The sequence below is a fragment of the Vibrio toranzoniae genome, assembly GCF_024347655.1.
Taxonomy (GTDB): Bacteria; Pseudomonadota; Gammaproteobacteria; order Enterobacterales; family Vibrionaceae; genus Vibrio; species Vibrio toranzoniae.
Window position 1 is genome coordinate 1,645,791 of sequence record NZ_AP025514.1, and the last position, 24,284, is coordinate 1,670,074.

The 24,284-nt window shown below is 43.1% G+C and carries 10 protein-coding genes; all 10 read right to left on the bottom strand.

Features of this window, described 5'->3' with window-relative positions; all coding sequences use genetic code 11:
- Positions 1 to 122 precede the first annotated feature (122 nt).
- On the bottom strand, positions 123 to 6,323 hold the full coding sequence (locus tag OCU50_RS07285) for a DEAD/DEAH box helicase (RefSeq protein ID WP_060467777.1): 6,201 nt from the start codon (positions 6,321 to 6,323) through the stop codon (positions 123 to 125).
- Positions 6,324 to 6,337: 14 nt separating this feature from the next.
- Positions 6,338 to 9,697 (bottom strand): STY4851/ECs_5259 family protein, encoded by a 3,360-nt coding sequence (locus OCU50_RS07290; protein ID WP_060467778.1) that lies wholly within the window; start codon positions 9,695 to 9,697, stop codon positions 6,338 to 6,340.
- Between the two features lie 103 nt (positions 9,698 to 9,800).
- Complete coding sequence (locus OCU50_RS07295) at positions 9,801 to 11,123, bottom strand: McrC family protein (RefSeq protein WP_060467779.1); 1,323 nt, start codon at positions 11,121 to 11,123, stop codon at positions 9,801 to 9,803.
- A 1-nt stretch (position 11,124) separates the two neighbouring features.
- Positions 11,125 to 13,866, bottom strand: coding sequence for an AAA family ATPase (locus tag OCU50_RS07300; protein ID WP_060467780.1), 2,742 nt, complete (start codon positions 13,864 to 13,866; stop codon positions 11,125 to 11,127).
- Between the two features lie 193 nt (positions 13,867 to 14,059).
- On the bottom strand, positions 14,060 to 14,293 hold the full coding sequence (locus OCU50_RS07305; protein WP_060467781.1) for a hypothetical protein: 234 nt from the start codon (positions 14,291 to 14,293) through the stop codon (positions 14,060 to 14,062).
- Positions 14,294 to 14,368: 75 nt separating this feature from the next.
- Positions 14,369 to 15,775: a restriction endonuclease subunit S gene (locus OCU50_RS07310; protein WP_060467782.1), complete on the bottom strand. Its 1,407-nt coding sequence runs from the start codon at positions 15,773 to 15,775 to the stop codon at positions 14,369 to 14,371.
- Complete coding sequence (locus OCU50_RS07315) at positions 15,775 to 17,379, bottom strand: N-6 DNA methylase (protein WP_060467783.1); 1,605 nt, start codon at positions 17,377 to 17,379, stop codon at positions 15,775 to 15,777. Before OCU50_RS07315 ends, OCU50_RS07310 begins: the two co-directional genes overlap by 1 nt.
- A gap of 190 nt (positions 17,380 to 17,569) precedes the next feature.
- Positions 17,570 to 21,151: a type I restriction-modification system endonuclease gene (gene hsdR, locus OCU50_RS07320; RefSeq protein ID WP_060467784.1), complete on the bottom strand. Its 3,582-nt coding sequence runs from the start codon at positions 21,149 to 21,151 to the stop codon at positions 17,570 to 17,572.
- Between the two features lie 222 nt (positions 21,152 to 21,373).
- Positions 21,374 to 21,715 carry a hypothetical protein gene (locus OCU50_RS07325; protein WP_060467791.1) on the bottom strand — a complete coding sequence of 114 codons (342 nt, stop codon included), beginning with the start codon at positions 21,713 to 21,715 and terminating at the stop codon, positions 21,374 to 21,376.
- 79 nt (positions 21,716 to 21,794) lie between these two features.
- Complete coding sequence (locus OCU50_RS07330) at positions 21,795 to 24,191, bottom strand: EH signature domain-containing protein (RefSeq protein WP_153011314.1); 2,397 nt, start codon at positions 24,189 to 24,191, stop codon at positions 21,795 to 21,797.
- Positions 24,192 to 24,284 lie beyond the last annotated feature (93 nt).

Consider the following 24,284-nt stretch of genomic DNA (forward strand, 5'->3'; position numbering starts at 1 on the left):
ACTTAATATCTCAAGTGCGAAGTTTCTAAGCTTATAAACCATCATTAACTTCAAGTAGGGATACCTAGCTACAAATTAAAAAGCACGAAACAAAAAATTGCCCCATGCTTAGAATTTTACAATCAACTAAATGTCACAAATACATCCGTTGGGAATGTGCCGGACGAGATCTGAGCTTGCCCCTCAACGATGATATTTGCGTGTTCTTCATCATCAAGATGATAAGGCAAATGATTTTCCGATAAACGCTTATCAGCAAACCAGTAACCAAATCCTTGATCAAGCCACAACGTCACTTGCTTGCCGTTATCAAAAGATAAAACGAGCGTTCGCGAGTGAGGTAGCTTGTATTTCGAGGTCGTTTTAAAACTCATATTTGCTGCCGAGCTTTCAAATGCCAAACCGACTACCTTGTCACGTGAGTAATCATCGAAAAAATTGTCTTGTACTGTCGTTGGCTTGTAACCTCGACTTAACTCCCCTGTATGAATTTCGACCTGGCAGCTTTTGTAATGTTCCCCTAAAAACTTCAAGGTATTAAAGCATAGAGAGACAGGTAAAGTTGCGGCCAGATAACGATCAGAATAAGTAGCCGATTCGATAACTTGGTCTTGCATCAACGTCATTAATGCTGGTGAGCGTTTAAACACAAGAGTCCAAAACTTCAACCCAAACTCTGAAGCCTTCCCATCCAATTCACTATCAATCACTATTTTTTCCACATCAGAGCTCTGACGCAAACGCGTAGGGTCAAAGTCCACCAACTCACCCAAAGACCCAACACCAACCACTAAAGTTTCATGGTCGTCGTCACGAAGTCCCCATTGGTAACAATATGACTCACTAGCCACCGATGCTAATACCTGATGATTGACATGATCATTTAGTAGTTTGCTCATTAGCTTCACATTTGGGTGGTTCTGATACCAAGACAACGTCACTTTTTGCTCAAGTGACAACTCTTGCACTTGAACCTCTGTCAATATCAAGTTTACCTTTCGCTCGGCAACCCAGCGACTAAATGCTTGATACAGTTGCCAATCGCCTAAATCGCTTAATTGACTTATAGGAAGCTCAACATATAGGTTTGAGTCCTCATGTTTAGCCAACGTTTTTTCTATTGCGATCATTAACGGACGTAGTTCACGCCTATTGTGATGGTCGAACAATTCATATTCCACTGGCAAGCTAAGATTGTTAAAAAACCCGTTGCTCAAATAAGTAGCCACTTTCCTTCTATCCAGTAAATCAAGGACATGTTGAGTCGAATAATCCACTAAACAACGATGACAGGCCTTGTCACAGTGACAGCTGGATGCAACCTTCTTTGCTCCTTGCAATAACTCAACAACATACTCAGAAGCTTGAATTGAAAAACCCGCACCACCAGCTGCATTGTCAAACAACACGATAGCTTGTACTTCTCGTCCCTCATGATTCACAGGCTTCGTTGTACAGCCAATTTCATCATTATTAATACCAAGCTTTTCCGATAACTGGTTTCGCATCAACACAGCGACTGAACGAGCAATACTTCTCTCAACTAATGGTTTACCCTGCTCATCAAATAACAATAACTCGAACACGTCCGTATAGGTACTATGACCCAACTTTAACGGACCTTTGACAGTGAGCTCCCTGTCGTTACCGCCACACAAAACTTCGCGTGAGCTGGTTAAATGGCCCTTACCACCTCGTAAGCGAGGGTGCCCCATCAACACTTCTTTTGGTGACTTATCTCCACCTTCGGGCATAACTTCCATACGACCACATTCTAAGCAAAGCGCGTACCCTTGGTTGACGGGGCCTGCACTGTAATAATAAACATGGCCATTGTGGCTTGAACGGTATGATGCTCCAGGGTTTACACTCACTTCATGCCACTCGGAACTATCTACCGTCACCCAAGGGTCATTGAAAGGCACATGATTCAGACGCGAGATATCGTTATGAGGTTCGTCTCTAATATCGACCGCAAAGCTCGCTGGCTGAATGTAAGGGTGAATACGATCTTTTGTTTTCTCGTCACTAAAATTGAACTCATTCCCACAACATTCACACTGCTCTGGTCTTAACAACGAAGTATTACTGGCACCACACTTGTCGCAACGCCATGCCCACCTTAACGCTTGTATCTCTTTAACTTGATCAACAGTTGCAGGACTATGCCAGTTCAACAACACACCTTTCGACTGATAAACACGTCCATCAATCACAACATCATTACCCGGTGCATAATCGCGAATAGCGACTGAAAGATCTCGAGACGGAAAGCCAGCAGCGCTATATAGGTTATCTTTACGAGATGTTTTATCGTTGATTTGGTCTTGTTTCATCTTGATGTAGCGTTTTCGCCTTTCGATCACTTTGACATGATCTGTATTTAAAGACACCACATCAGTAGGGAACCCGTATCCGGGTAAGAACCCTTTACGCGCTAACTCGGAAAGTAAGAACTCCCCCTCTAAGCGTTGAATTTGGCTTTCGACTGCAGCTTGTGCTGTTGATAGCGAATTAGGGTTCTCTTCTAAACTTTTAGATTGTTCTTTTAGCAATTGATGCTCGACGGACCAACGCTCGACAATACGCTTCATATGCTTCGCGGACGTATCTAGAATTTCGATACGTGATGTCGCATCCAGAGAGGTTCGACGTAACAAAGTATCCAACCCGTCTTGTACAAAATCTAATGCTCCATTTACACACCAGTCAACAAATTGATCAGCTTGAGAAGCCGCCGATTCGTGATCAGATTTGAAGAAGTTGCCGCAATTCAATTTCAACGAGTTCTCTGACTTCACTACATGATTTAAAAACGTTGAAAGTAGTAACGAATTCACATGGCGACGAACAATGTAGTCACTTGATAGCGATACGTTCGGTACTTTAATTTCCGTATCAAACGCCCAGCGAGTATTTGAGAAAATATGCTCTCCATGCGGAGTAGATTTACATAACGTAAGCGCAATCGACTTAGTTTCTCCACGACGGCCTGCACGACCTGCACGTTGCAAGTAGTTCGCAGGGTTAGGTGGAGCATTATTCATAGCTACTACCGATATACCACCAATATCTACACCCATTTCCATCGTCGTAGAACAGCTTAAAACGTTTATTTTTCCTTCTTTAAATTCTTTTTCATACTCACGCAGCTGGCTTGCCTTAAGCTGCGCAGAGTGCTCTGCGACTCTAAAGTAAGGAGTACGTTCGACAACACGGTCAGCTATATCCGACCACGCATTTTCTTTGCGTACATCGATTAAGTTTGGTTGCTCTTGCCAATCTCTAACTTTGTTTAGATCAACCGTTTCTCCACTTTCAGGATCGCGGCCAAATGGGAAGGGATAACTTGGGGTAGATATCTGTTTACACAAATGCTCGGTACGGTTCCCAGATAAATTCAAATAAGGCGTCACCCCTAACAATGGTTTATCTATGATTTTTTGGGTATGAGGACATTGATGCTTATCTGCTATTAAAGAGAAACTCACTTGTTGCTCAAGTTCTAAACGATAGCCATCACCACTCGGTGTCAACACTGAAGACTGCAGAGCCATCCACGCTTGGCGCAAAATTTCGTTAATATCTGCACGTATATCAGCATCCTCTAACTCTATATTCAGAGCCGTAGCAAGCAACCTAGCTAACCTAGGTTGTCGTGGCCCATTACGCCTAATTTTTGGCCATGCCTCTACATTCCAAATGTGGGTAGGTTCATCTTGTCCTACTAAGAAAGCCGGCGAATATTTAGCCCCTATCCAGTTAATTTGCTCATCCGTCAACCTAACGGCTTTCATGCTTCGTACATGAAAATTCACACAAACAGTTAGGAAATCAACCCACTCTGCACGCGCTTTTTCAGCAGTATCAAAATTTCTCAACCATTCACTAGGAGCTGAACTCTCCTTTTTGGCTAAACCTGGATATTCCATGCAGACCAAACCCATGGTTTCGAGTGTGTTCTGTCTTTTAGGACGGCTATTGAACTCTCGTAACAACAGTAAACGAGCAAGTAATTTTGGATTAGCAACCATGTCCATGCGGTCATCGAAGTGCTCGTAGAACTTTTTAATCCACAGTTTTACTTCTTTCTGTTCCGCTAAGAATTCTTCGACTTCTTGCCAAGTGACCGTAATTGGTTTTGAAGAACCTCCCACAAGTTCCGAAATCTTCCCTTCAACGAACTCAATCATACTTTCGTTGCCACTCTCTTGCGCCATCTTGAGCATATCTTGGTACTGTTGAAGCTCTGGACTAGATGTAGAGTTAGCACCACTTTCTCGGATCGCTTTATCCAAGATCAAATGATAGATAGTTGAGCGCAAAAACTGCCTTTCAGAGTCTTGCTGTGACTTGGCAGAAAAACGAGCGGTACCTTGACGGCTATCGGTGAAAGTAATCATGCGACGGCCGTTCCAAGGACCTTTCAACTGCTCTTTCTTACCGTCTTGGCAATATTCCAATAATGTAGGGATCACCGTCGACAGCATAAACGGCGCGCCATTTCTGAAGTGACGGTAGAACTCGAAATTCTTGATTTTGGTGTGCTGGCAGCAAGGACAACGCACCGACAAAGCACCGTCACTTTTACGATACCCTTCGACTCGATTTATTAAATGCGCGCCGGAGACTTTAGCGGTTTTTACATCTCTCTGGTTATTGATCCAATATTCACCTGTTTCTTCAAAATTTAACGGTGAGATGAGAGCAAAGCGGTCATACTCTTCGGAAGTTTCTTCATCATCTTCGATGGTTAGATCTTCTTCTCCAACAAGGTCCAAGGCAAAGTCATCAATCGATGAATCTGGTTTTGTTAGTTGTAGCTGAGTATGACTGGTCTCTGAGTCTGTTCTTTCAGTCGCAGCCAATAAGCTAGTTCCGCAACCATTACAGCTAACCATTTCAAATATCGGTGAACCACACGAGCACTTCTCACGGCGTGACATATGAACCATACCAAATCGCCAATCAATCGACTCTAAAGGGGTACCTACCTTTGCCGAGCAACCTGAGTTGGAGCAAACCCAAAGCCCACCAGCAACCCTGTGGAACAAATGGAGTCTAAACGGAATAAATGCATCGCCATCTACGTTCTTTGTCGAAGCACAGATATCAAGCCATTGAAGTGAGTCCTGCTCTGATAACGGTTCCTCAGTTGCAGACAATAGCTTCCCTATTTCGCTCAACGTCATTCTGTTATCGGTTGAACTCAGGTGCTGCCTTAACGTTCTTAACGGCGGTAAGCTTTGCAATACATCATATCGCTCTATCTCGTTCGTTATGCTCGAAACACTATCAAGGTTCATCGTCTTGATTTGCTCCAGTTCCATCAACGGTTTGATTTCACGCTCGCCTTTCACTAAATGAACTTGAGTGATATCGACACCAGCGACGTCAGCCAAAAACGCTTTTAGATCCGCGTCAGAGTCCTTTCCACCAATCGTTGCGGAAGTCGCGACAAATCTCACTTGATCTGGCGTGACACCAAAACCATGCATTACACGTCGAAGCAACAAGGACAATTCAGCAGCTTGAGAACCGATATAGGTGTGAGCTTCATCTAAAACGATCCAACGCAGTTTGCCTTTAGAACGGTTCAAAATATTCGCGTCTTTTTGGCGAACCAACATGTACTCCAACATCGTAGAGTTGGTCACCAGTATTTGAGCTGGGTTTTCTCTCAACTCCTTTCGAGAAAGCTGTTCATTTGGGTGCTTTTTACGTTCTGCAGCGCTTACTGATTCGGGCGTATCACCATTAAACAGGCTGAATTTAACTTGATCACCCAACTGGTGAGTCCATGCCGTTAAACGTTCTCTCTGACTGTTAATTAATGCATTGAGTGGATATAAGAACAAAGCCTCAACGCCATCAGGCTTGCTGTTGCGTTCTACAATGTCATTCAGAATTGGCACTAAGAAGCACTCTGTCTTACCAGAACCCGTACCACTACTCACGATTACCGACTTAGGAGATGCCTCCAACAGATGAGACCATGCTTCATGTTGATGAGAATACGGGTACCAACTGCTATCAAAAAGGTAGTCTTCTTTCAGCTCTTTCGGCGGATTTGCCATTGCGTTTACAATCGAGCTGTTTAACAACCCACCCGATAGGTCTCGCATGCTTTGAGTATGCAGTTTCCAGCCAAAAGTGGCTTCAAATACAGGATCAGCAAGAAACGCCCCCTCTTTACCTGGGGGTTGAGAAAACGACTGCCACAAGAACTCACGTAACGGCTTAGACCGCAAACCAAATTGCCCTAAAGTAGCGCGCGCCGCGCGTTTGGTCAGTTGGTCAACTAAAGACTCAAAATATTGCATGGTTGGTTTACCTTTTAGCTGTTCACTAGGCCGAAAATCATTTTATGTGTAAGAGCGAACACTTGTTCAAAATAGTCAGGGTCGAAGCTGTTGTATTGTCTCATCGCATGTACCACCTCTGGTGTCATTCTCAGCGATGCAGAGCCACAAGTGGACAAAGCAAGCAATACGGGTGCGTTCATCACGTTATTACGGTAGAGATCTTTAGTAGTGAAGCACACCTCTGCTAATTGTGGTTTAACTGCCTTAATTGAACTCTTAAATATGTGGTCCGAAAATTCGCATGGCCAGTGAGATTCATTGTATTGGTTATTCAATGAATTTCTCAGGTCAAACAATTGCTGAATGTAAGCGGCAGGATTAAGCGAAGGTTTCTCTCGATTAGGATCAATTTTATGCATTAAAAGATTCTTGAGGCTTTGTAAGCCGTGGTATCTCGTCACTAATTCGTTTAATTTCGATTCTATCTGGTCACAAATAATGTCAGAAAAATCGTTGCCATACACTTCTATACGCGAAGCATAGAAAGCACTCACTACCGCGATCGCATCTCGAGCTTTAATGGAGTGCCATGAAAAAGGGAACTGTTGACGGAACTGCCAAATACGCTCAGCTTCTTTCTTATTTGCACTTAACAGCATCGCAAGCATAAATTCGGGCTTAGTGATTGCACCTCTCCACAGATCGAATGTGGTAAGCGGAACACTATCAAAGGCCAACAAGGCTTTAATGTACTTCCATTCAGGCGCACTAAATTCTGTCGCCAACTGACCGCAAACCACCGAGAACTTATCTAGACGATCTTTACGAGCCCCAATAGATGCCGCTTCTTCTAGTCGATTACTCGGCGACGATAACAGTTCAAGGTCTTTACTCCACATCAAAGGTCTTACACCCTGTTCGGCTTCGTCAGCATAGATAAGCCAAGCACCAGGCGAAGCGTCTTCTTCAGGGAAACACCACTGTTCGTCATTCTTGATTAAAGTAATCGGTGCATAAGTTGGGTTATCCAAAGGCACCATAGAAAGTGTGCCCATGAAGTTATTGTTCTCGATTTCAATCGTGCCTTGTGCTCTGTTTGGAATAAGTGCATTACTGTAAGCATTAACACTGAAATTGAAAATGGTATGTGCATTGTCCAGCACCGATACCTTAACAGCTGCATCTAACGAAGATGATAGAGCTAGCAGGGAGTCAATATCCTCTTTGAACGTTGCTAAGGAAAATCCTGTAGATAATACGTCACCTTTTGGCAAAATTCGCTTCACGTAAGCCGACTTAGAAAAAGCGCCATAAATATCTCTAGCGAGAAGCTTGAATTCCACCTCTAGCGAATCACTGACGCCATAGCCGAATAACTCATAACGATTAAGCGTATCGACTAAAATTGCTTCAGCATTACGAACCGCTTCTCCCCCAGAGCTAATCAGACAAATACCTTTAGCGGGGAATGGCAATGTTATCGACAACGACTTCGCTTGGTCTTGCCACCATATCGCAACGTCAACTTGTGCTGGTGGGTGAGCTTGATGACTGAGCATATCCAAAGTGCGTTTGGCTTCGTTCGGATCTTGCTGAGAATGAGATAGAACCGAGCTCGGCAGAACATCGAGTCGTTCTGCGCCTTTTAACGCAATGGATGGCAGTGGCTTATTTGAATAAAAGCCGATTTGACCAATTTGTACCGTGTGGCTCGGTTGAAATTCAATAGAAAAATCGTCCGGTAGCAAACCTACGGTAAAACGCTTAACAGGTTTGTTATTCTCAAACAAAGCGATATCAACCTTACCAAAAGGTACCGTATTCATTGACTGCCATTGTTCAAGCATTGTATTGCGCCAACGAAGCTGAGTATTTGGAATTTCTGATTGCTGACCATTTTCATCGATGGCGACTAAGCTAGGAACACCAATAAAGCACTTACTTGGATTAGTTTGATAAGGGACTGGCTGACCAACCAAATTGAATTCAAGAGGTTGCACACCTTCTCGGTCAAGTGACACACAATAGGCGTCAAAATAAAATTCCGTCTCTATTTGAGCATTAACATCATAAAGAATACGTTCATTGATGTGACCTACCATAGCAAGTGTGGGATGTGACAAGTGCTCAGGCACTAAAACTAAAGCGTTCGCTTCTGCACATTCGATACTTCCAGCACCCTTAAGTAGCCACTCATCATTATGTTGAGTGAATACCCAAGGTTCATTGGCATCAACTCCCGCGCCACCAAGCACTGGAGCGTACCATTCATTACCAAGGTCATCCGTTGCTTTCAATTGTATGTCGCAGTCGAACCACTCTGTTGGAAAAGACTTAGTATAAACATCCAATAAATAATGCTCAGAGTCAGCGCCGCGTTTGAATGCCTTTGCCAACAAAAGGCTCTTACTGCCAACCGCAAACAGGTTTATGCGGTCCGGCAAATTCACGCTACTAAACAGTTGCTGTAAGAACTTGGCATTAAGACGAGACTTGAGTGTAATATCAATTTGGTTCTGCCACTGATAATCGTCATCCGATACCGACATATCCATCATTGAGGCATAATAAGAATAAGATTTACGTAGAGAACGAAGAATCTTAATAGAGTTTGGTAAACGGCGTTGAACTTCAACGGCAAGACCAAGCGCATTACCTAATAAAGTTCGCGCAGCTTCAGGTTCCATATTCAATGGTAAACCTTGCGACCAATTTGCATCGACCGTATTCAAGTAATGAAGCGGATCGCTTTGCTCGTCTAGCCCGTGCTTATCGACCAGATAATAAATGGATTCAGCAACTTGGGCGACAATGCTATAAACCGTTTCATCACGATATGATGCCGCAATATAGTGCGCGTGTGCTTTAGCAACTGACACCGCGCTTAACCGTGAGTTAGCAAATTGCCCATAATCTTGAATCACTTGTTCGAAGTAATGGGCAAGCCTGCTATTTGGATCTTGGATAAGTGTTTGTGGCAAACCACCTTCTACCGCGACAGTTCCAAGTAACATGCGTCCCTTAGTATAACTTAATACCTTTCGTCCCCAAAAGCTTAAACCTTTAGCAACAATCTCACTTCTTTGAGTTGGTGAAATTGCGTTGGCCTGTAAGCCGAGAGACTCCAATACAGGTTCCCAAGCCCAAACGCCGCCTTGAAAAGACGTGCGCCACCACTCCGCCGCATACAATACAAAACACCCTGCCCATTCCCTTGTCGGCTTATTCGAATAGGTTTGAATACCATTACTTTCGACGCTAGAAATCAACGACTGCTTAAGTAACTCAAACTCCAAAGCTGTTACTTTGTAACTATAAATAGGTTGAGCATTTGGTTTGGTCAACTCTCTCGCATTAAGAATTGAAGAGAGGACATTTCTGTATGTTTGCATAATGAATCCTGACGTAGTGTGGCGCCTTAAATACGCTCAAGTCGAACCTATTTTTATAATTGGTAATTTGCGTTATTTAATTGAATAAGTGGTGTACGTAAGCTTACGAAACTGAAGCATATTCCGAAAATTCTTTGGGCCATTTAACCTTAGAGTCACCATTTAACGAAATAACAAACGGGATAACCCATAACCTAAGCTTAGGTGGCGATGCCTCATCAAAGTCAAAACTATGCTTAATCGCTTCTTGGAAATCACTATGGGCAGGATAAATCAAAAACAGGTCGCCCTCTCCCTGCAGGTATTTATGACCATAGGCAAACATTTGATACATATCAGACTGTGATAAACCGTAGTTATGTGCAGTTAAGTCGATAAGCTTCCATTTGGTATCTAGAATCACTTGCAAGTTATCTGATTTGGTAAGCATTAAATCAGGACGAAGTTGGAACTGGCGATGACCATTATGATGAACTAAATATTCAGACTTAACTTGCGTGCTAAGAGTAACGCCATCAGCTAAGTTCCTACGTAGCATAGACGCGACGTAACTTTCAAACACCGACTCCATAGGAAAAAGTAAAGACTGCGCATCCGCCGAGCCTTTCATGCTAAGAGGTGAAAACCCTTCGAGGATCAACCTTGCCCATGCAAGGGGGGACTGGTAATAGTCCATGCCTCTGTCTAGTTTTACACGCGCAAAATCTTGCTTCACATTGGTACTTGCCGGTATGCCATCAAACGTAAAATCCAACTCCCGAAGTAACTTTTGGTTTTGGTTCCTTCGGGTGTACGCCGCTACTTTTTTTAAGGCGGCGCGTATTAACCGATTGGCTGGTCTGTTTTGCAAAAAATCATCAAACTCACAATAAAATTTGTGTTTGTTCACTGAGTTATAGCGTACCTGTTTAGCCACCAGTAACTTGCCTTTTTTAAAGCCTAAGTTGTCTTGCTGTTTTACGTAGTCACTGCGTAAACCTCGCTTCACCAGTTGGTTAACACTGTGTAAAAACTGCTGAATAAACACTTCAAGCAGCGGCATTTTCAAGGTATCAACGTTTGCCGACTGATTAGCAATATGTCTAAATTCACCAAGGTGTTTGAGCATCATCAGCAAGAGTTTTCGCGACTCGTCGATGGCCTCTGGTGAGTTATCTGTTTTTTTCGCGACTTTGGGTAATACTTCAATGTGTTCACCATTGGGCGTAAACAATACGCCCACGTAGTTTCTTACTTGGAGCAACTTGTCGCCGTAACGGCTACACAGCTTTAAAAAGCGCCCCACATTGTCTTTGTTTTCATTTAAACAAAGTCGTTCTAAATAGTGAAACGCGTTGGCTGAAATAAGCGTGTAACCATTTGCTTGCGCAGCTTGTTCATCGCAAGTTAAGTAGCCAAATTCAAAAACAGTAAGAGGAACGGTCATGTTAATCAACCACGCCCTCAGAACTCAGCTGATTTTCGGTATTATCGCTTTGTTCTTGATTGTCATTATTAGCCTTCAACAAGGCACGTTTCACTTCATCAAGCGCGTATATAGCTTTATAAGCATTCGGTTCTTTCCAAACATAATCTGCTTTGTCTTTTAAGAGATATTGTTTTACTTCATCGTACTGATTTAGGTTATGTTTAGTGCCAAATAGGCTAGTAAGCTCCTTCAGGCTAAGATCTTTCTCAACAACAAACTGTAGCTTTGCTAATTCGAGCTCTGCCTTACTTTCTGGTTTCTTACCTTCCAATTTTTGGTTGTCCGCTAATACCAAACGGATTTTATCCCAGTCTTCAAAGAAGTATTCTTCTAGAAGTGGAATGATCTTGTTCTTAAACGCCAACTGTAGTTCTTTAAATGCCTCATCTTCTGTTTCGGCGTTAAAAGCTGGAAACAAAAACGCATGGCCAAGTGTGTGTTCTCGGTCATATAGAATTTCAATACGCTCATTTAAGATTTCAAGTAACTGGGTAAGGTCAACTCCCTTAACCTTTTTATTCTCAAACAATTCTGGCTTTGGCATCATTTCGACGAAATCAAAACGACGGCGCAGTGCAGTGTCCATCATCGCGAGTGAACGGTCTGCGGTATTCATTGTACCGATAATGTAAAGGTTATCAGGCACAGAAAACAGAGGAGCACTGTGCGGCAAGCTGATCTCTAAGAATTCGTCAGTCGATTTTCTTTCTGCTGGCATTCGTTTGCTTGGTTCGATTAGGGTAATCAATTCACCAAATATTTTAGAAATATTGCCGCGGTTGATTTCGTCGATAACTAAAACATAATTTTCCACTTCTCGTTCTGCTTTCACAGGGTTTATATCAATCCCTTGCTTCTTCAATAAGTCGAACACATCAGACACGGAGAATCGCCAAAGTTCATAGAATGTTTTTTGTGTAAAGTTCACACCACCATTCAACTCATGAAAATCGACATCAATATCGGTTACAAGCCAATTCACTGGTAACTGATTACAGTAATGATCGTACTCTGAGGTACCTGCTTGTTCAAAATGGTAATCTCCAGTAATCACCCCTACAGCCTGAACAGTGCGTTGGCTACCAATACACAGAATAAGGTCGCCAGCCGACGAACGTTGAGAGAACTCGGATAGAGAGCTTTTCACTTGAGGACCAAGCTTTTGATAGTACTCATTGTTATCTAAATCTTCAGATAGGAGGTCTCCAGCATCTCCCCAACCGATTGCTGCAAGACCATTCGCTAAACAATAGTTTGACACCACACTTTGACCAGTACCATCGATTGAAATCTTCCATATTGTTGCATCCGCATTAACTTCAAACGCTTTTCGCAAATCACTGCTTTTTGCATCTTCAACTATTGCCTTAAAAACACCATTTTCAACAACATATTCAATGGACTTGTCTTCTGTTGTTTTCGCTTTTAACCCCTCAACAAACTCTTCATAACCGTAGCTCTGGTGGAACGTTACAAAACGAATTCGTTTAGCCGTAACCAGTTCATCGTATTTGGCCTTTAGCTCACCGCGTGTTTTCCAAGAAAACTCAGGTTCGGCGGCTTTAACGGCCGCTTCAATAGTGTGGTAGGTTTTTCCGGTTCCCGGTGGGCCATAAAGAATTTGATTTAGTGGTGACTGGTTCTGCATTACGTATTTCTCTCTCAATTCAGCTATCTGATACTCGTCATATTCAACATCGCTTTCGTTATCATTCAGGTAACTCTTAGGCCAATGCGCCTTGCGTTTAATTGAATATTGTTTTGCGAATTGCGCTAATTTTTTTGATTTTCGTATACGTTGATACAACTCTTCAGAGACCTCAGCGCACTCGTAACCATCTCGATGTTCATAGCGAAGCTCAAAGTTGATTTTTTTCAGTGTCGGTTCAAATGTGGCGAAAACTTCTTCTGCTTTAGCTGCTCCGAGTTCTTTTCGGCCAACTCGAATCATTGCACCTGTTGACATAGAAGTAGTGAAGACATCTAATTTGTGGTTATTCGCTTCCGTAATTAACGAGCAGAATGCATCAATAGTATCCAACGGCCACTGTTCCAGACCGCGATTAAACAATTCAATATGCGAGAATTGGTCAAAAATAGTCCGCTGAAGAATTTCTTTACGTTTATGCTCTGCTTTCTTCCAACAAACATCGCCAAACTCCAACAGATCTTGTTCGCCTTTTTCGAGAATAAGCTGCTGATACATTTGAGGAAACGACACCTTGTTGTTAGAACTGGTCAACACCTCTAACATAGGCTTTGAAAAAGTATTGATCAGTACAGGCTTCTCTTGATTTTGATATAGGAAAGCAATCTTCCATTTAACTAAGGGAGCAAAGTCTATGAGATCAATTTTATCCAAGTCGCCTTCGTAGGCCGCTTGTGCGACCTGAATCAAGACATTTTTAACATAGTCAAAAACCATTGATTCGTTATTACCATAACGATTCCGCCACGTATAAACCTCGCCATGGTCAATACCGCTCTGCTTTTTCCCTTCGCTATTGCGTTTATAAATTCCAAATTTCGCAGAAGTATTACCTTGAATAGATCCGAGCTCTCTGGTTTTCGTTTCTAACCAATAGGTGAATGTATCGTCATCGTTAACTGATACATATTGCTCCAACGTTAAATCACTTAACTTTTCACGGGGCCAACGTGTTAAAAAATCATTCCACAACTGTTGTTCTACGACTGCCATAATTTCTACCGTTATTTATATTTTTATATAATTCACTAGTAATGAATTAGAATAAAATAAGCCTATCATTTCATAATCATAAGGTCTTTGACTTAGCACCCGACTCTTAGTTTATGAGGTAACAAATTAATGACATTTCACCCAACAATGAACCCAATTTAAAGGTTCTTCTAAAGCAAGTTGGCTTAAGTGATTATTCTTGACTTGGCTTTTTGTCTAAACGTTGTTCTCGCTCTTCATTTTCAAGTTCATTTTTCATTCTCTCGATTTCTTTTTTTCCTTTATGTCGGATAAATAATGCAGAGCAAACATTGCCCAGCGCCTTAGTTAAATTACAAACGACAGAGAACAAGATAAATACAATTGAACAAAAGGCTTTTGTAAGCACGATAATTGACTTAAACAGCGAAAATATAGCTTTAAACATATAAAAATCTCAGATGACAGGCACTAAAAAGGGGCTCTCGCCCCTTTATTAAAACAACAAAGTAAAGCTTAGAACTTACGCGCTTTTTGCGGCTTTCTTCTTCGCCGCCTCGGCTTTTTTGGCTGCTTTGGCTAAGGCTTCGGCCTCTTTGCGAGCCTCGGCAATGCGCTCTAGCAGTTTGTCGGCTGGCTCATCGTTAGGGTCTTGGGCCACCAACTCACCTCGGAAGGCTTTTGCCAAGATGCTTTGGGTGAGGTTATCTACCCTCGCCTGCGCCTTTTTCACTTGCGCTTCAATAGTGTCAGCGAAAGCGAAATATTGGTCGACAAGGCGGACGATTTCTTTTTGTTCTTCACTAGGCGGCAGCGGGCAAGGTATCTCAGACAGCTGCTTTTTATTTATTTTAGGCAGGACAGTCCTACTATCACCATTAGATGCCCACTCTGTAAATTGATCACTCAAAAGCCAATTTAAAAGATATTGTGGCTCCATTTGTGTATTCAATGGGTACATATCGGCGCTACAAACACCATTAAAGTCGACTAACACAGCTTTACATAAGTAAGGTCGAATCTTCGAATAAAGGACTTGTCCAGAAAAGAAACGATGCTTTGAACTTTTGACTTTATCTTCTTCGACAGTTGTATAATCAAGTAATCGTCCGGACTTGCTCTCTATATGATTAGGAGCAATGTGGTAATCATTAGGGTTGTCTAATGGATCAACTAAATTTGAAGCGACTTCATTAACGGAATCAAACCTCACCCATATCCAGTTACTTGGTAGCGACTTTAGCGCTTTACCACGAAATTCACTAAGTTCGGTATGACAGCTATTTTCAGTTGTATGTACTCCACCTCGCCACTCTTGCGTCAACTTACCCGACACCGCAGACGCGAGTACCGATTGGCGGAAGCGTTTTAGCAAATCTGGGATGCCATCTAGGCGGGCTTTGATGGTGTCGACCTGTGCCAATACCTCATCGAGCTTTTCAACGATGCGTTTTTGTTCGGCTAGTGGTGGAAAACTCACATCAATACTTTCGATTCCCGAAGCTGAAATATTTGGCTGCGCTCCACCATATGCGATATCAAGTATTGTCGGCGAAAGATACTTAATTAAATGATTGCGAAATCCAACATGACTTAATTCAGGTGCATTGAGCTTTAAATTACCGACTCGTTGATTCTGATATGCGGGTGTACTTCCCCCATAAACACCTATCTTACCTGTTGTTGCACCCGACATTGCAACTAGGAGATCTCCTTTGGCAATTCCAAATTCTGATACTGCAAGCTCAGTTGGAACATGATTTGCTTTTTCATCAGAGGCAACAGTGCCATTGATATCGGAGATTCGAATAACAGGCACCGTCATATTGGATGGCTCGCTATAATCTTTACTCTTAAAAGCAAAACCATTTTTTAGGTGAATATAGTCACCTAGTTTGGCACTAACCCAACCTTTCGGCAGTTCACTCATTACTCTGCCTCCGGCTTTTCTGCCAAGCCAAATGCTTCTTCAAGTAACTGCTTTTGTCCTTCAGCTTCATCATTGGCACCAAGGGCTTGCATCAGTTGGTAAATTTCAGACATCGCTTCGGTCAGCTCTGCCATTGCTTCACCGGCTAGTATTTCTGGCTCTGGTAGGTTTTCTGCGCTGGTCGCTTCTAGGTCTTTTAGCCAAGAGATATCTAGGCTGTCGCCTTTTTGGTCACGAATGTAGTCACGGCTAAACTTGCGGAAGCGCGCACTATCTACCTTGTGCGCTTTCTCGCTGACGTTCTCAACACTATCTTCACCTTCTGGGTAAATAGCACCTAACGTCTCGTAAACGCCTTCTTCACGAGGTGATTGACCGTTTTTGTCTGCACCGTAAGCATTGATAAAGGCTTCAAAGTGTTGTTCAGTCAGTGGGCGGCGCTTGCCAAAGGTGTTCATATTGGTACGTAAGTCAAATACCCATGTCTCCTTGGTGCAATCTTTGTCTTGGTTTGGGTTCTCTGCCGTGCCTTTTTGGAAGAAGAGTACGTTGGTTTTTACCCCTGCCGCGTAGAAGATACCAGTAGGCAAACGTAAAATGGTGTGTAGGTTACACTTGTCCATTAAATCACGGCGAATTTCTGTGCCCTTACCGCCTTCAAATAAGACATTATCAGGAATAACCACCGCAGCGCGGCCGCCCGGCTCTAGTGCATCATAAATATGCTGCATAAAACAGAGCTGCTTGTTACCCGTTGGGTGAACAAAGGTACGAGTGATGTTGGTGCTTGCCGCACTACCAAACGGAGGGTTGGTCAAAATCACATTCGCTTGCGGAAGGCTTTCACCTGCACTGCCCAATGTGTTGCCAAGGCGAATTGCGCCCTCTCCTGCATCGCCTTCAATATCGTGCAGTAGGCAATTCATCAGAGCTAGACGGCGTGTTTCTGGTACTAGCTCCAAACCGACAAAGGCTTTGGTCATTTGGAACTCTTGATCATCATCGTCAAGGTCATCTAAATCGTTGGTTTGTGATTTGATGTATTTATCCGCCTCAATCAGGAAACCTGCGGTGCCTGCTGCTGGATCTTGAATCACTTCACGTGGCTGAGGCTGCATTACTTTGATGATGGTGCTGATAAGTGAACGTGGCGTAAAGTACTGGCCCGCACCCGATTTAGTCTCGTTCGCGTTCTTTTGTAGCAAGCCTTCATACATGTCACCAAAGTCGTCACGGCTCTTGCCCGTGTCACCATCGAACCATTCTAGCTTGTCCATGTTATCCACCAGCTCGGTCAGTTGAGCAGGTTGAGTAATGGTGGTGTTTACGTTTTGGAAAATCGCACGAACAATGGCATGGTCATCAGCACCAAGCTGAACCAGCATGTTACGGTAGAACTGGTGCTGCTCTTGGCCTAGCTTGGCTTTTAGATCGGCCCATCGAAACCCTTCTGGTAACAAGTCATCTTCTTGCCCTGTCTCTTCACACATTTTGAGAAACAGTAACGATGCCAACTCGTTTACGTAGTTTTGGTAAGACACACCGCCATCACGTAGGTTGTCGCACAATTTCCACAGTTTGGCGACCAGATCATTATTGTTCATGCTTGTTCTCTATTATTAGTTTGTGCGTAAACCTGACACTTAACGCGTCAAATTGGGGCAATTTATATCGAGCAAGAAGCTCTATATTCAAGGAGAAAGCGCACTGCCCTCCGTATACAAGAAGGTAAGCATAAATGAGCACTTTCGACACCGAAGATAGAGCTTCTGCGATGAGATTAATTGTACCTAGCTAGGCAGGTTCATCCCACATATATTCATTGAATTGAGTGAGTATGCTGTCTAATTCATCATTAAAGACGTTCATCAGCTTACGTTGACCACCTTTACGCTTGTAGTTGCCCGTTTTAAAGGTGCCATCGTCGAGTACCACTTTTTCTTTAATGGATGACGCTAGGCGATCGAGCCAATTTAGTTGCTCGTCACTCCACTCTTTTTGTGCTTTGATTTTATCTAACGCGAGATCCACTCGATCTTCGAATGGCAGCAATGCATCACCAATCGCCGCTTGTCGAATGTGGCCAATTAAGCGCGCTGCTACATCTTGGTTTTTGGTCTCTTTCCACGCTTTTTTAAGCGTTGGTTCATTGAAGTTTTGTGCATCGAACCACTCTTGCAGTTCTAGCAAACCTTTACGAGTTAAATCCCTTGGGCGGTTGATGATCACATCTAACGCCTCTTGTTGGTTGGATGATTTATCCACCAGCGCATCAAAAGCTTCTAAGAAATCTTGCGCGGTTTCATGCTCGCCATACACGGTCTCTACTCGCAATAACGAATCGTCCACATCGGTAAAGATTGGCATATCACGCAAATCGTTAATCTCTTGCTTAAGCTGCTCTAAACGGCCGACCATATTGGTCACCTTGTTGAACACTTCCGCCGACCATTTGGGGCCTTTTTGCTTGAGTGTTTTCGCAAGGCTCGCAAAGTTACAACCTGCTGAGTCTTGGCAAATTTCATCAAAGCGTTTGATTTGGTTATCTATATCACGTGATTTAAGTAGGTTAAACTCCGCGTGGCTTGAGATTCGTTGTAGCTTGGCAACCAGCTGTTCATGGCTGTGCTCTGCAAAGCTTCGACCGTCTGCCTCAATGACCTTATAGGTTTCAGAATCCGTAATTTCGTTAACTAAGGTTTGCAGCTCTACCTTTGGGCGAACCACCACTGGGCGCATGGTATCGACACTTTGCAGTGTGGAATACAGGTCAACCGCATCGAAAATTTTGAATGATGTTTTGCCGACGGCTGGGCATAAGCGCGTCGCACGGCCTTTCATCTGCTCATACAAGATACGGCTGCGCACTTTACGCATAAACACTAAGTTACAGATGCTTGGTATATCAATTCCCGTTGTGAGCAAATCCACAGTGACGACTATGTTGGGTAAGCGCTCTTTTTTAAAGCGAGTGATCATAGATTGTACTTTGGTGGAATCTTTGTCTGAATCACCAGTGATTTTAATGATCGCATCGTGCTCAAGCTGGGGATATTTGGCTTTGAACACAGTACGCAGCTCTTCGACCACAGAGTCGGCATGAGTGTTGTTCACACAGAATACTAAGGTTTTTTGAGGATTCGCTGGATCGACATGCTTCACAGGGTTTATGTAATTAACCAACTCTTCACACACCACTTTATTGAAGTTTGAAGCGATGAGCGCACGGTTGAAATCCGCAACTTCAAAGCCTTGTTCGTCGTCTAAGGTGTCATTGATTAACTCACCTTGATTAGAAAGTCGCTGAACCTCGCTACCTTGAGAGAGATACAACCCAGACTCGCTGAGTTTGGTGATGATGCGGATTGGAGGTTCTTGATCGGTTAAGTAACCGTCGATTACCGCTTTTCGGTAGCTATAGCGGTAAACGGGCTTCTTCTGCTCGCCGCCAAAAATATCAATGGTGTGCAGCGCAGGTGTTGCCGTTAACGCAACTTTCACCGCATCAAAGTGATCGATGATACGGCGATAAGAAGAGATAAAGTCTTGTTCACTTCTGAACTTCTCTTCTCCTTCCGTTTGCTCTTTATCAAGAATGTAGCCACGATGAGCTTCATCAACAATAATGCAGTCGTAACGCCCTACTGGCATGACTTCATCACTTTGTAGCGTACGCTTAACGAGAGACTGCACGGTGGCAACATGTATCTTGGTGCTGTCTTCTGGGAAGCGATCCGTTAACCCTTTCACATTAAAGATAGAGTTAAAAGTGTCCCCTTTGATATTCGTGTCTTCGAATGAATCAAGTGCCTGCTTACCAAGAGAGGTACGATCGACCAAGAACAGAACGCGCTTAAATCGCTGAGACTGAATAAGGCGATACATTAAGGCAATCGCAGTACGTGTTTTACCAGTACCTGTCGCCATGGCCAACAAGATATCTTGCTGACCATTAACAATAGCTTGCTCGGTCGCTTGCACCGCTTCTTCTTGGTAGTAGCGTAAACCGAGGTCGCTCATGTCTGCATTTCGGCTAAACCAGTTGTTGGTTAGCTGATCATCACTTTCCAGCTTGGCAACTAACTCTTCAGGTCGGTGCCATTCAGGCAATGCCTTCGGCATATTGGTGGCATGACGAACGTCTCGATACCAGATACCACTTTTGGTTTTCGCTGCCGCTTTATAACCACGACCATTGGCAGAAAAACAGAATGGGATTTTAAATTCTCGTGTTTTAAGCGCAGAGGAGCCTTGGGAGTCCGCCCACGAAGGTAAATAAGTAGGTAAAGCTTCAGCTACTTGGTCGAGTTCATCTTGGCCGTTCGCGGCTTGCTGTAATTCTGAACGCAGAAAATCATTGTCAAAATACTTACTGTAACGGTAAGCCTCTGTCAGCTTCGCTGAAACATCTTTGTTGTTTTTTTTCGCTTCAATAACACCCATCGGCTTTAAGCCGACAAATAATACATAATCAGCAAAGCCTGTCTTACCGGTTGCATCTTTGCCTGTTGGCCACTCTGCGATGGCAATATTGCGACCGACTTCTGGCCTTGTACCATTGGCAAAATTTAGCTTTTTGGTATCTGCATCCCAGCCGGCCTTGCGCAGCTGGTTATCAATTAGATAGCGAGTTTCATCTTCGCTTAGATTTAGAGGACGCGACTTAGCCTCTTCGATAATTTGTTTCTTATAAGCTTTACGTTCGACTTCAGTCTTCTTAGATAGCTCAGTTTCCTGCTCTTTGAGTTTGGCCTCTAGTGCGCTAATTCGGGCTTGAGACTGATCGTGTGTTTCTTCTTGCTTACTCTCTAAAACGGAGATGTAGCCGTTAAGCGCTGTCAGTTTCGCCTGTTGCGCTTCTAACTCTGCTTTCGACTGTTCTTTCGCTTGGCTTTCGCTTTGACGAGCTAATGCCAATTCATGCTTCAGTGACAACACTTCTTGTTCAAACTGTTCACCGCTATCTGAGCTTGGTAAAACAAACTGAGGGACAGGAAAGTCATAGTTTTTGGTAACAAGTCGGTAGTACCAAACCGCTAAGCGAAAAGCAAAACGTAAACACATTTCAGCATCTTGAAGGTCGTCATGATATTCATGTACGGCTTGGTTGCCTATTTTGCGTAGCTTATGGAAGACGTTGAGTATGCTGTCATCAACGAAAGGAATTTTGCCTAGTTCACGTAAGAGTTCATGCTGGTTTTCAGAAACTTCGATATCTAGCAGCTTAGCTAAGTGCTTGGCTGTCGCTTCACCAAAGATACGTAATTTAACTAGCGTGGTGTTTGGATCATCTGGATAGTTTTTTTCTGCTGCGCGAGCAATAGCGTACAAGAAATCGTTAACGCCTTTGAGGAATTCGAAGTTTGATTTTTGCATTAAATACCAACCGACTCGTCGTAATTAAGAATGTAATTTTTATTGAATAAACCGTATCTTACAATAAAAACCTTATATAGAACGGTGAAATAGGCCGCACACGACCTATTAGTTTTTACAAGATGTGACCATCGCTCACATAACATCCATTTATTCACGCAATTGCACAGTTAGCGCTCAGACTAGCATGCAATAACGCCCACAACGCAAATATCTCCAAGACTAGTAAAATGGGTCGAATAAGAAGCACAACAGCTCGTTAAGCTCTTGTTCTGTTTTTATCTTGGCACGGATAGCAGCATCACCACGCTTTAAACCTGGAGAGGCGTACGTATTACTGTGTCTGCCCTTTTCTTCTGGGTAGACAACTTTTTCACCAGAAAGCTCTTCCAATGCATCAGCGTTGTGAGGCAACCAAACCAAAGCATATTCGCCAGTACTCGGCTGGTCTATTTGCACAACAACACCAAAGCCAGATGTAATGTCCCATGCCAGTGTTTTTTTAGTTTCTCTCGTTGGCACGCCCAACTTTTCTGAAAGTGCTTTTATCGTCTTGTTCTTCACTGCTTTATCTCGCAAATTTTATCATGTGCGAATTCTACGGCGTACATAGAAAATAGTGAGTTTTGTAAGCTTGTGAAAGCTAACGTAATAGCTTGGAAGCTTTGTCATGTCCTTTCCTTGCTGCAGAGCGCATAAGATCCATACCGGACTGGCGCTCTCCCACATCGTCCGATTTTAAAAGGTGCGCAGCTAATTGATAGGTCGCTTCCAACTCTCCAATGCCAGATAAGTAATGTAGTGTGGTCTTATAATTCGATTCAGCATTTTTATGCCTTGCCTTTTCAACCGTTTCCCACAAGACCGTTTTAGCCTCTAGACTTCCCTCTTCATGTGCTTGCCAAAGAAGGGTTAAGCCTTCATTAATATCTACAGATACATCTCTGACTAACTGCTTCCCTAGTTCTAATAATGCAGAATTATCCCCGCCTTGAACTAACAACTTCAGTATTTCGCAGGCCATATCTATGCTGTTAGAATTCAGTGCGAGATCATACGCCTCCCAAAGTCTAGGCTTACATTCCGAAGGTGCTTGATTAGAAGCTTTAGTCAGGTATTCGAGTCCTTTGCGTTTATCAAATTCTCGTCTAGAAGGAATTAGCGTATTGCCATATAAACACATTGCTAAAACATCGCCCTTATCAGCTTTCTCCCGAAGTGATGTGTCTTGATTTGACTGTATTACTTTTTCTTGGTCGTGATTGTTAGCTCGTGATTTAGGGTCAAAGCCTGACAATCTAAACTTTTTAACGAACTCTTGAGCTGCAATATGGGCTAAGTTAGCCGCCTTCACGATCCAATCTTCTCCACTCTGCTTCAATTTACGATCAGAACGACTCAACTTAAGGACAGAGATCCCTGTTCTATACATCGCATCTGGGTTGCCTTGATTTGCGGCTTTCCGGATCAAATGTTCATAGTCTTCCTTATTCCCTAGTTGTTCAGCCTCTAACGCTTGCATATGATAAACTTGGCTACGTTTAGCCAAGCCACGAATCTCACCAAATTTTCCGGTTGCATATTCTGCTTCCCAAAATTTTTCTATCCATGCTTGCATGGCTTTTTGTCTAATTGAAAGCATTTCCAAGGTTAGCTTTGCTAAGCCAAAATCATCCCAATATCGGCCTAAATCGACAGAAAGCCCCCTAAACTGAGTAGTACCACTATTTGGTAATACAGATAATTTTTCGCGCAAAAGTTTTTCACAGAAATGCTGCCAATAATCCAAATGATCATGTACCTCAAGCTGCGACATTGCTCTAATAGCATCAACAGAGATCGAAGGCGAATCGAACAATTGCTGTACGTTTATACTCGTTTTCTTGAAGAATCTTGTATCTGTTGTCTCCCCCCTTAGGAATTCAACAGCAAGTACCCCATCAAGCTCAAACACATAGGTTTCCACATTACTTTGCTTTTCTTCCGCAAAGCGGTGGATAAAATCTGGCAACTCGATGTCATTGTGAGCTAGATAGTCATGAGTTTGAACTGGTAGTAGTACTCTTACACGACTAAATCGAGAACTATAGTTTGACCAAAATAATGAACGGTCCTTTATTTGCTTAACTTCGTATTCCGTTAGACCTAATGCTTCAGAGGTTTCATTTGAATAGAGTATTGAAGATATTGTTTGTAAGTCGTAGTAACAAGTCAGGTCATATTTTTGCTTTAGAATGACCTTAGCGTCATGAGGTAACTGATTCCAATAGCTGTTTTTACTAAATGGAAGGCAATTTGCTTCGACAATCTGGTGACAGCTTTCTCCATAATTATAATGGCCTACTTCAAGAATTAAGTTTCTACAAAAATCCATACGATGAGCAGATACTTTATAACTGTAGAAGTAGCTAGCCAGCCATTGATCGTCCTGTTTGTCTAAGTTTGCGACATCGAGGCACCCAAAGAGGAATTCGGATATGTTATTGCTGTAGCCATTTGAAAGTGGCAGTTGATAATTTGTCAACATATCTTCTGCGGTACAACCCGACTCATAGCAATAACGAGCAAGCGTGGCTAAGTCAGAACTTTGCAGTGCAAGTAGCCAACGCGCTTTTATTGCATCATGCCGACTTAACATTTGAGTACGGTTTTTGACAATTTCCAGCGAGTTGATTATGCCAGGGACAATATCACTCTTCTTTCCATCTAAGGCTAACGCAATTTTGAAGAATGTGATTTCACTGAGCTTCTGGCTTGCTGTAATCCCTTTCCAAACACTAGGTAGCACGCTCGAGAGTGTAGCTTGGTCTAATTCTGCCCACTGACCTTCATCCTGCAGAACATCAAGCCACTCAAAGATGTGAATGTCCTGATATCTTTCTTGTTGGACCAACTCAACTATTTCCAACAGGCCCTTAGCAGGAAAGCTAGGTAAAGGCATATCCACAAGCCTCTGTTCAACTAAACTTTGTGGTTGCTCAAGTAAGCTGACTCGTTTAGGTAGCTCTGGTTGAGAAAAGCTATAGCCGTTACTAGTCAACTTTCTTCACCGTAAGCGTCTACGAACCGACTCATTGACTTTCTAATATCTACGCAGATACCGCCAACTAAGGCGGTATCTGTCATTCTGAGC

Excerpts from the sequence above, each read along its gene's own strand:
- OCU50_RS07310 (WP_060467782.1), bottom strand. The coding sequence starts at position 15,775 with ATGAGTGAACTGCCGAAAGGTTGGGTTAGTGCCAAACTAGGTGACTAT.
- OCU50_RS07295 (WP_060467779.1), bottom strand. The coding sequence starts at position 11,123 with ATGACCGTTCCTCTTACTGTTTTTGAATTTGGCTACTTAACTTGCGAT.
- OCU50_RS07300 (WP_060467780.1), bottom strand. The coding sequence starts at position 13,866 with ATGGCAGTCGTAGAACAACAGTTGTGGAATGATTTTTTAACACGTTGG.
- OCU50_RS07285 (WP_060467777.1), bottom strand. The coding sequence starts at position 6,323 with ATGCAATATTTTGAGTCTTTAGTTGACCAACTGACCAAACGCGCGGCG.
- OCU50_RS07305 (WP_060467781.1), bottom strand. The coding sequence starts at position 14,293 with ATGTTTAAAGCTATATTTTCGCTGTTTAAGTCAATTATCGTGCTTACA.
- OCU50_RS07290 (WP_060467778.1), bottom strand. The coding sequence starts at position 9,697 with ATGCAAACATACAGAAATGTCCTCTCTTCAATTCTTAATGCGAGAGAG.
- OCU50_RS07315 (WP_060467783.1), bottom strand. The coding sequence starts at position 17,379 with ATGAACAATAATGATCTGGTCGCCAAACTGTGGAAATTGTGCGACAAC.
- hsdR (WP_060467784.1), bottom strand. The coding sequence starts at position 21,151 with ATGCAAAAATCAAACTTCGAATTCCTCAAAGGCGTTAACGATTTCTTG.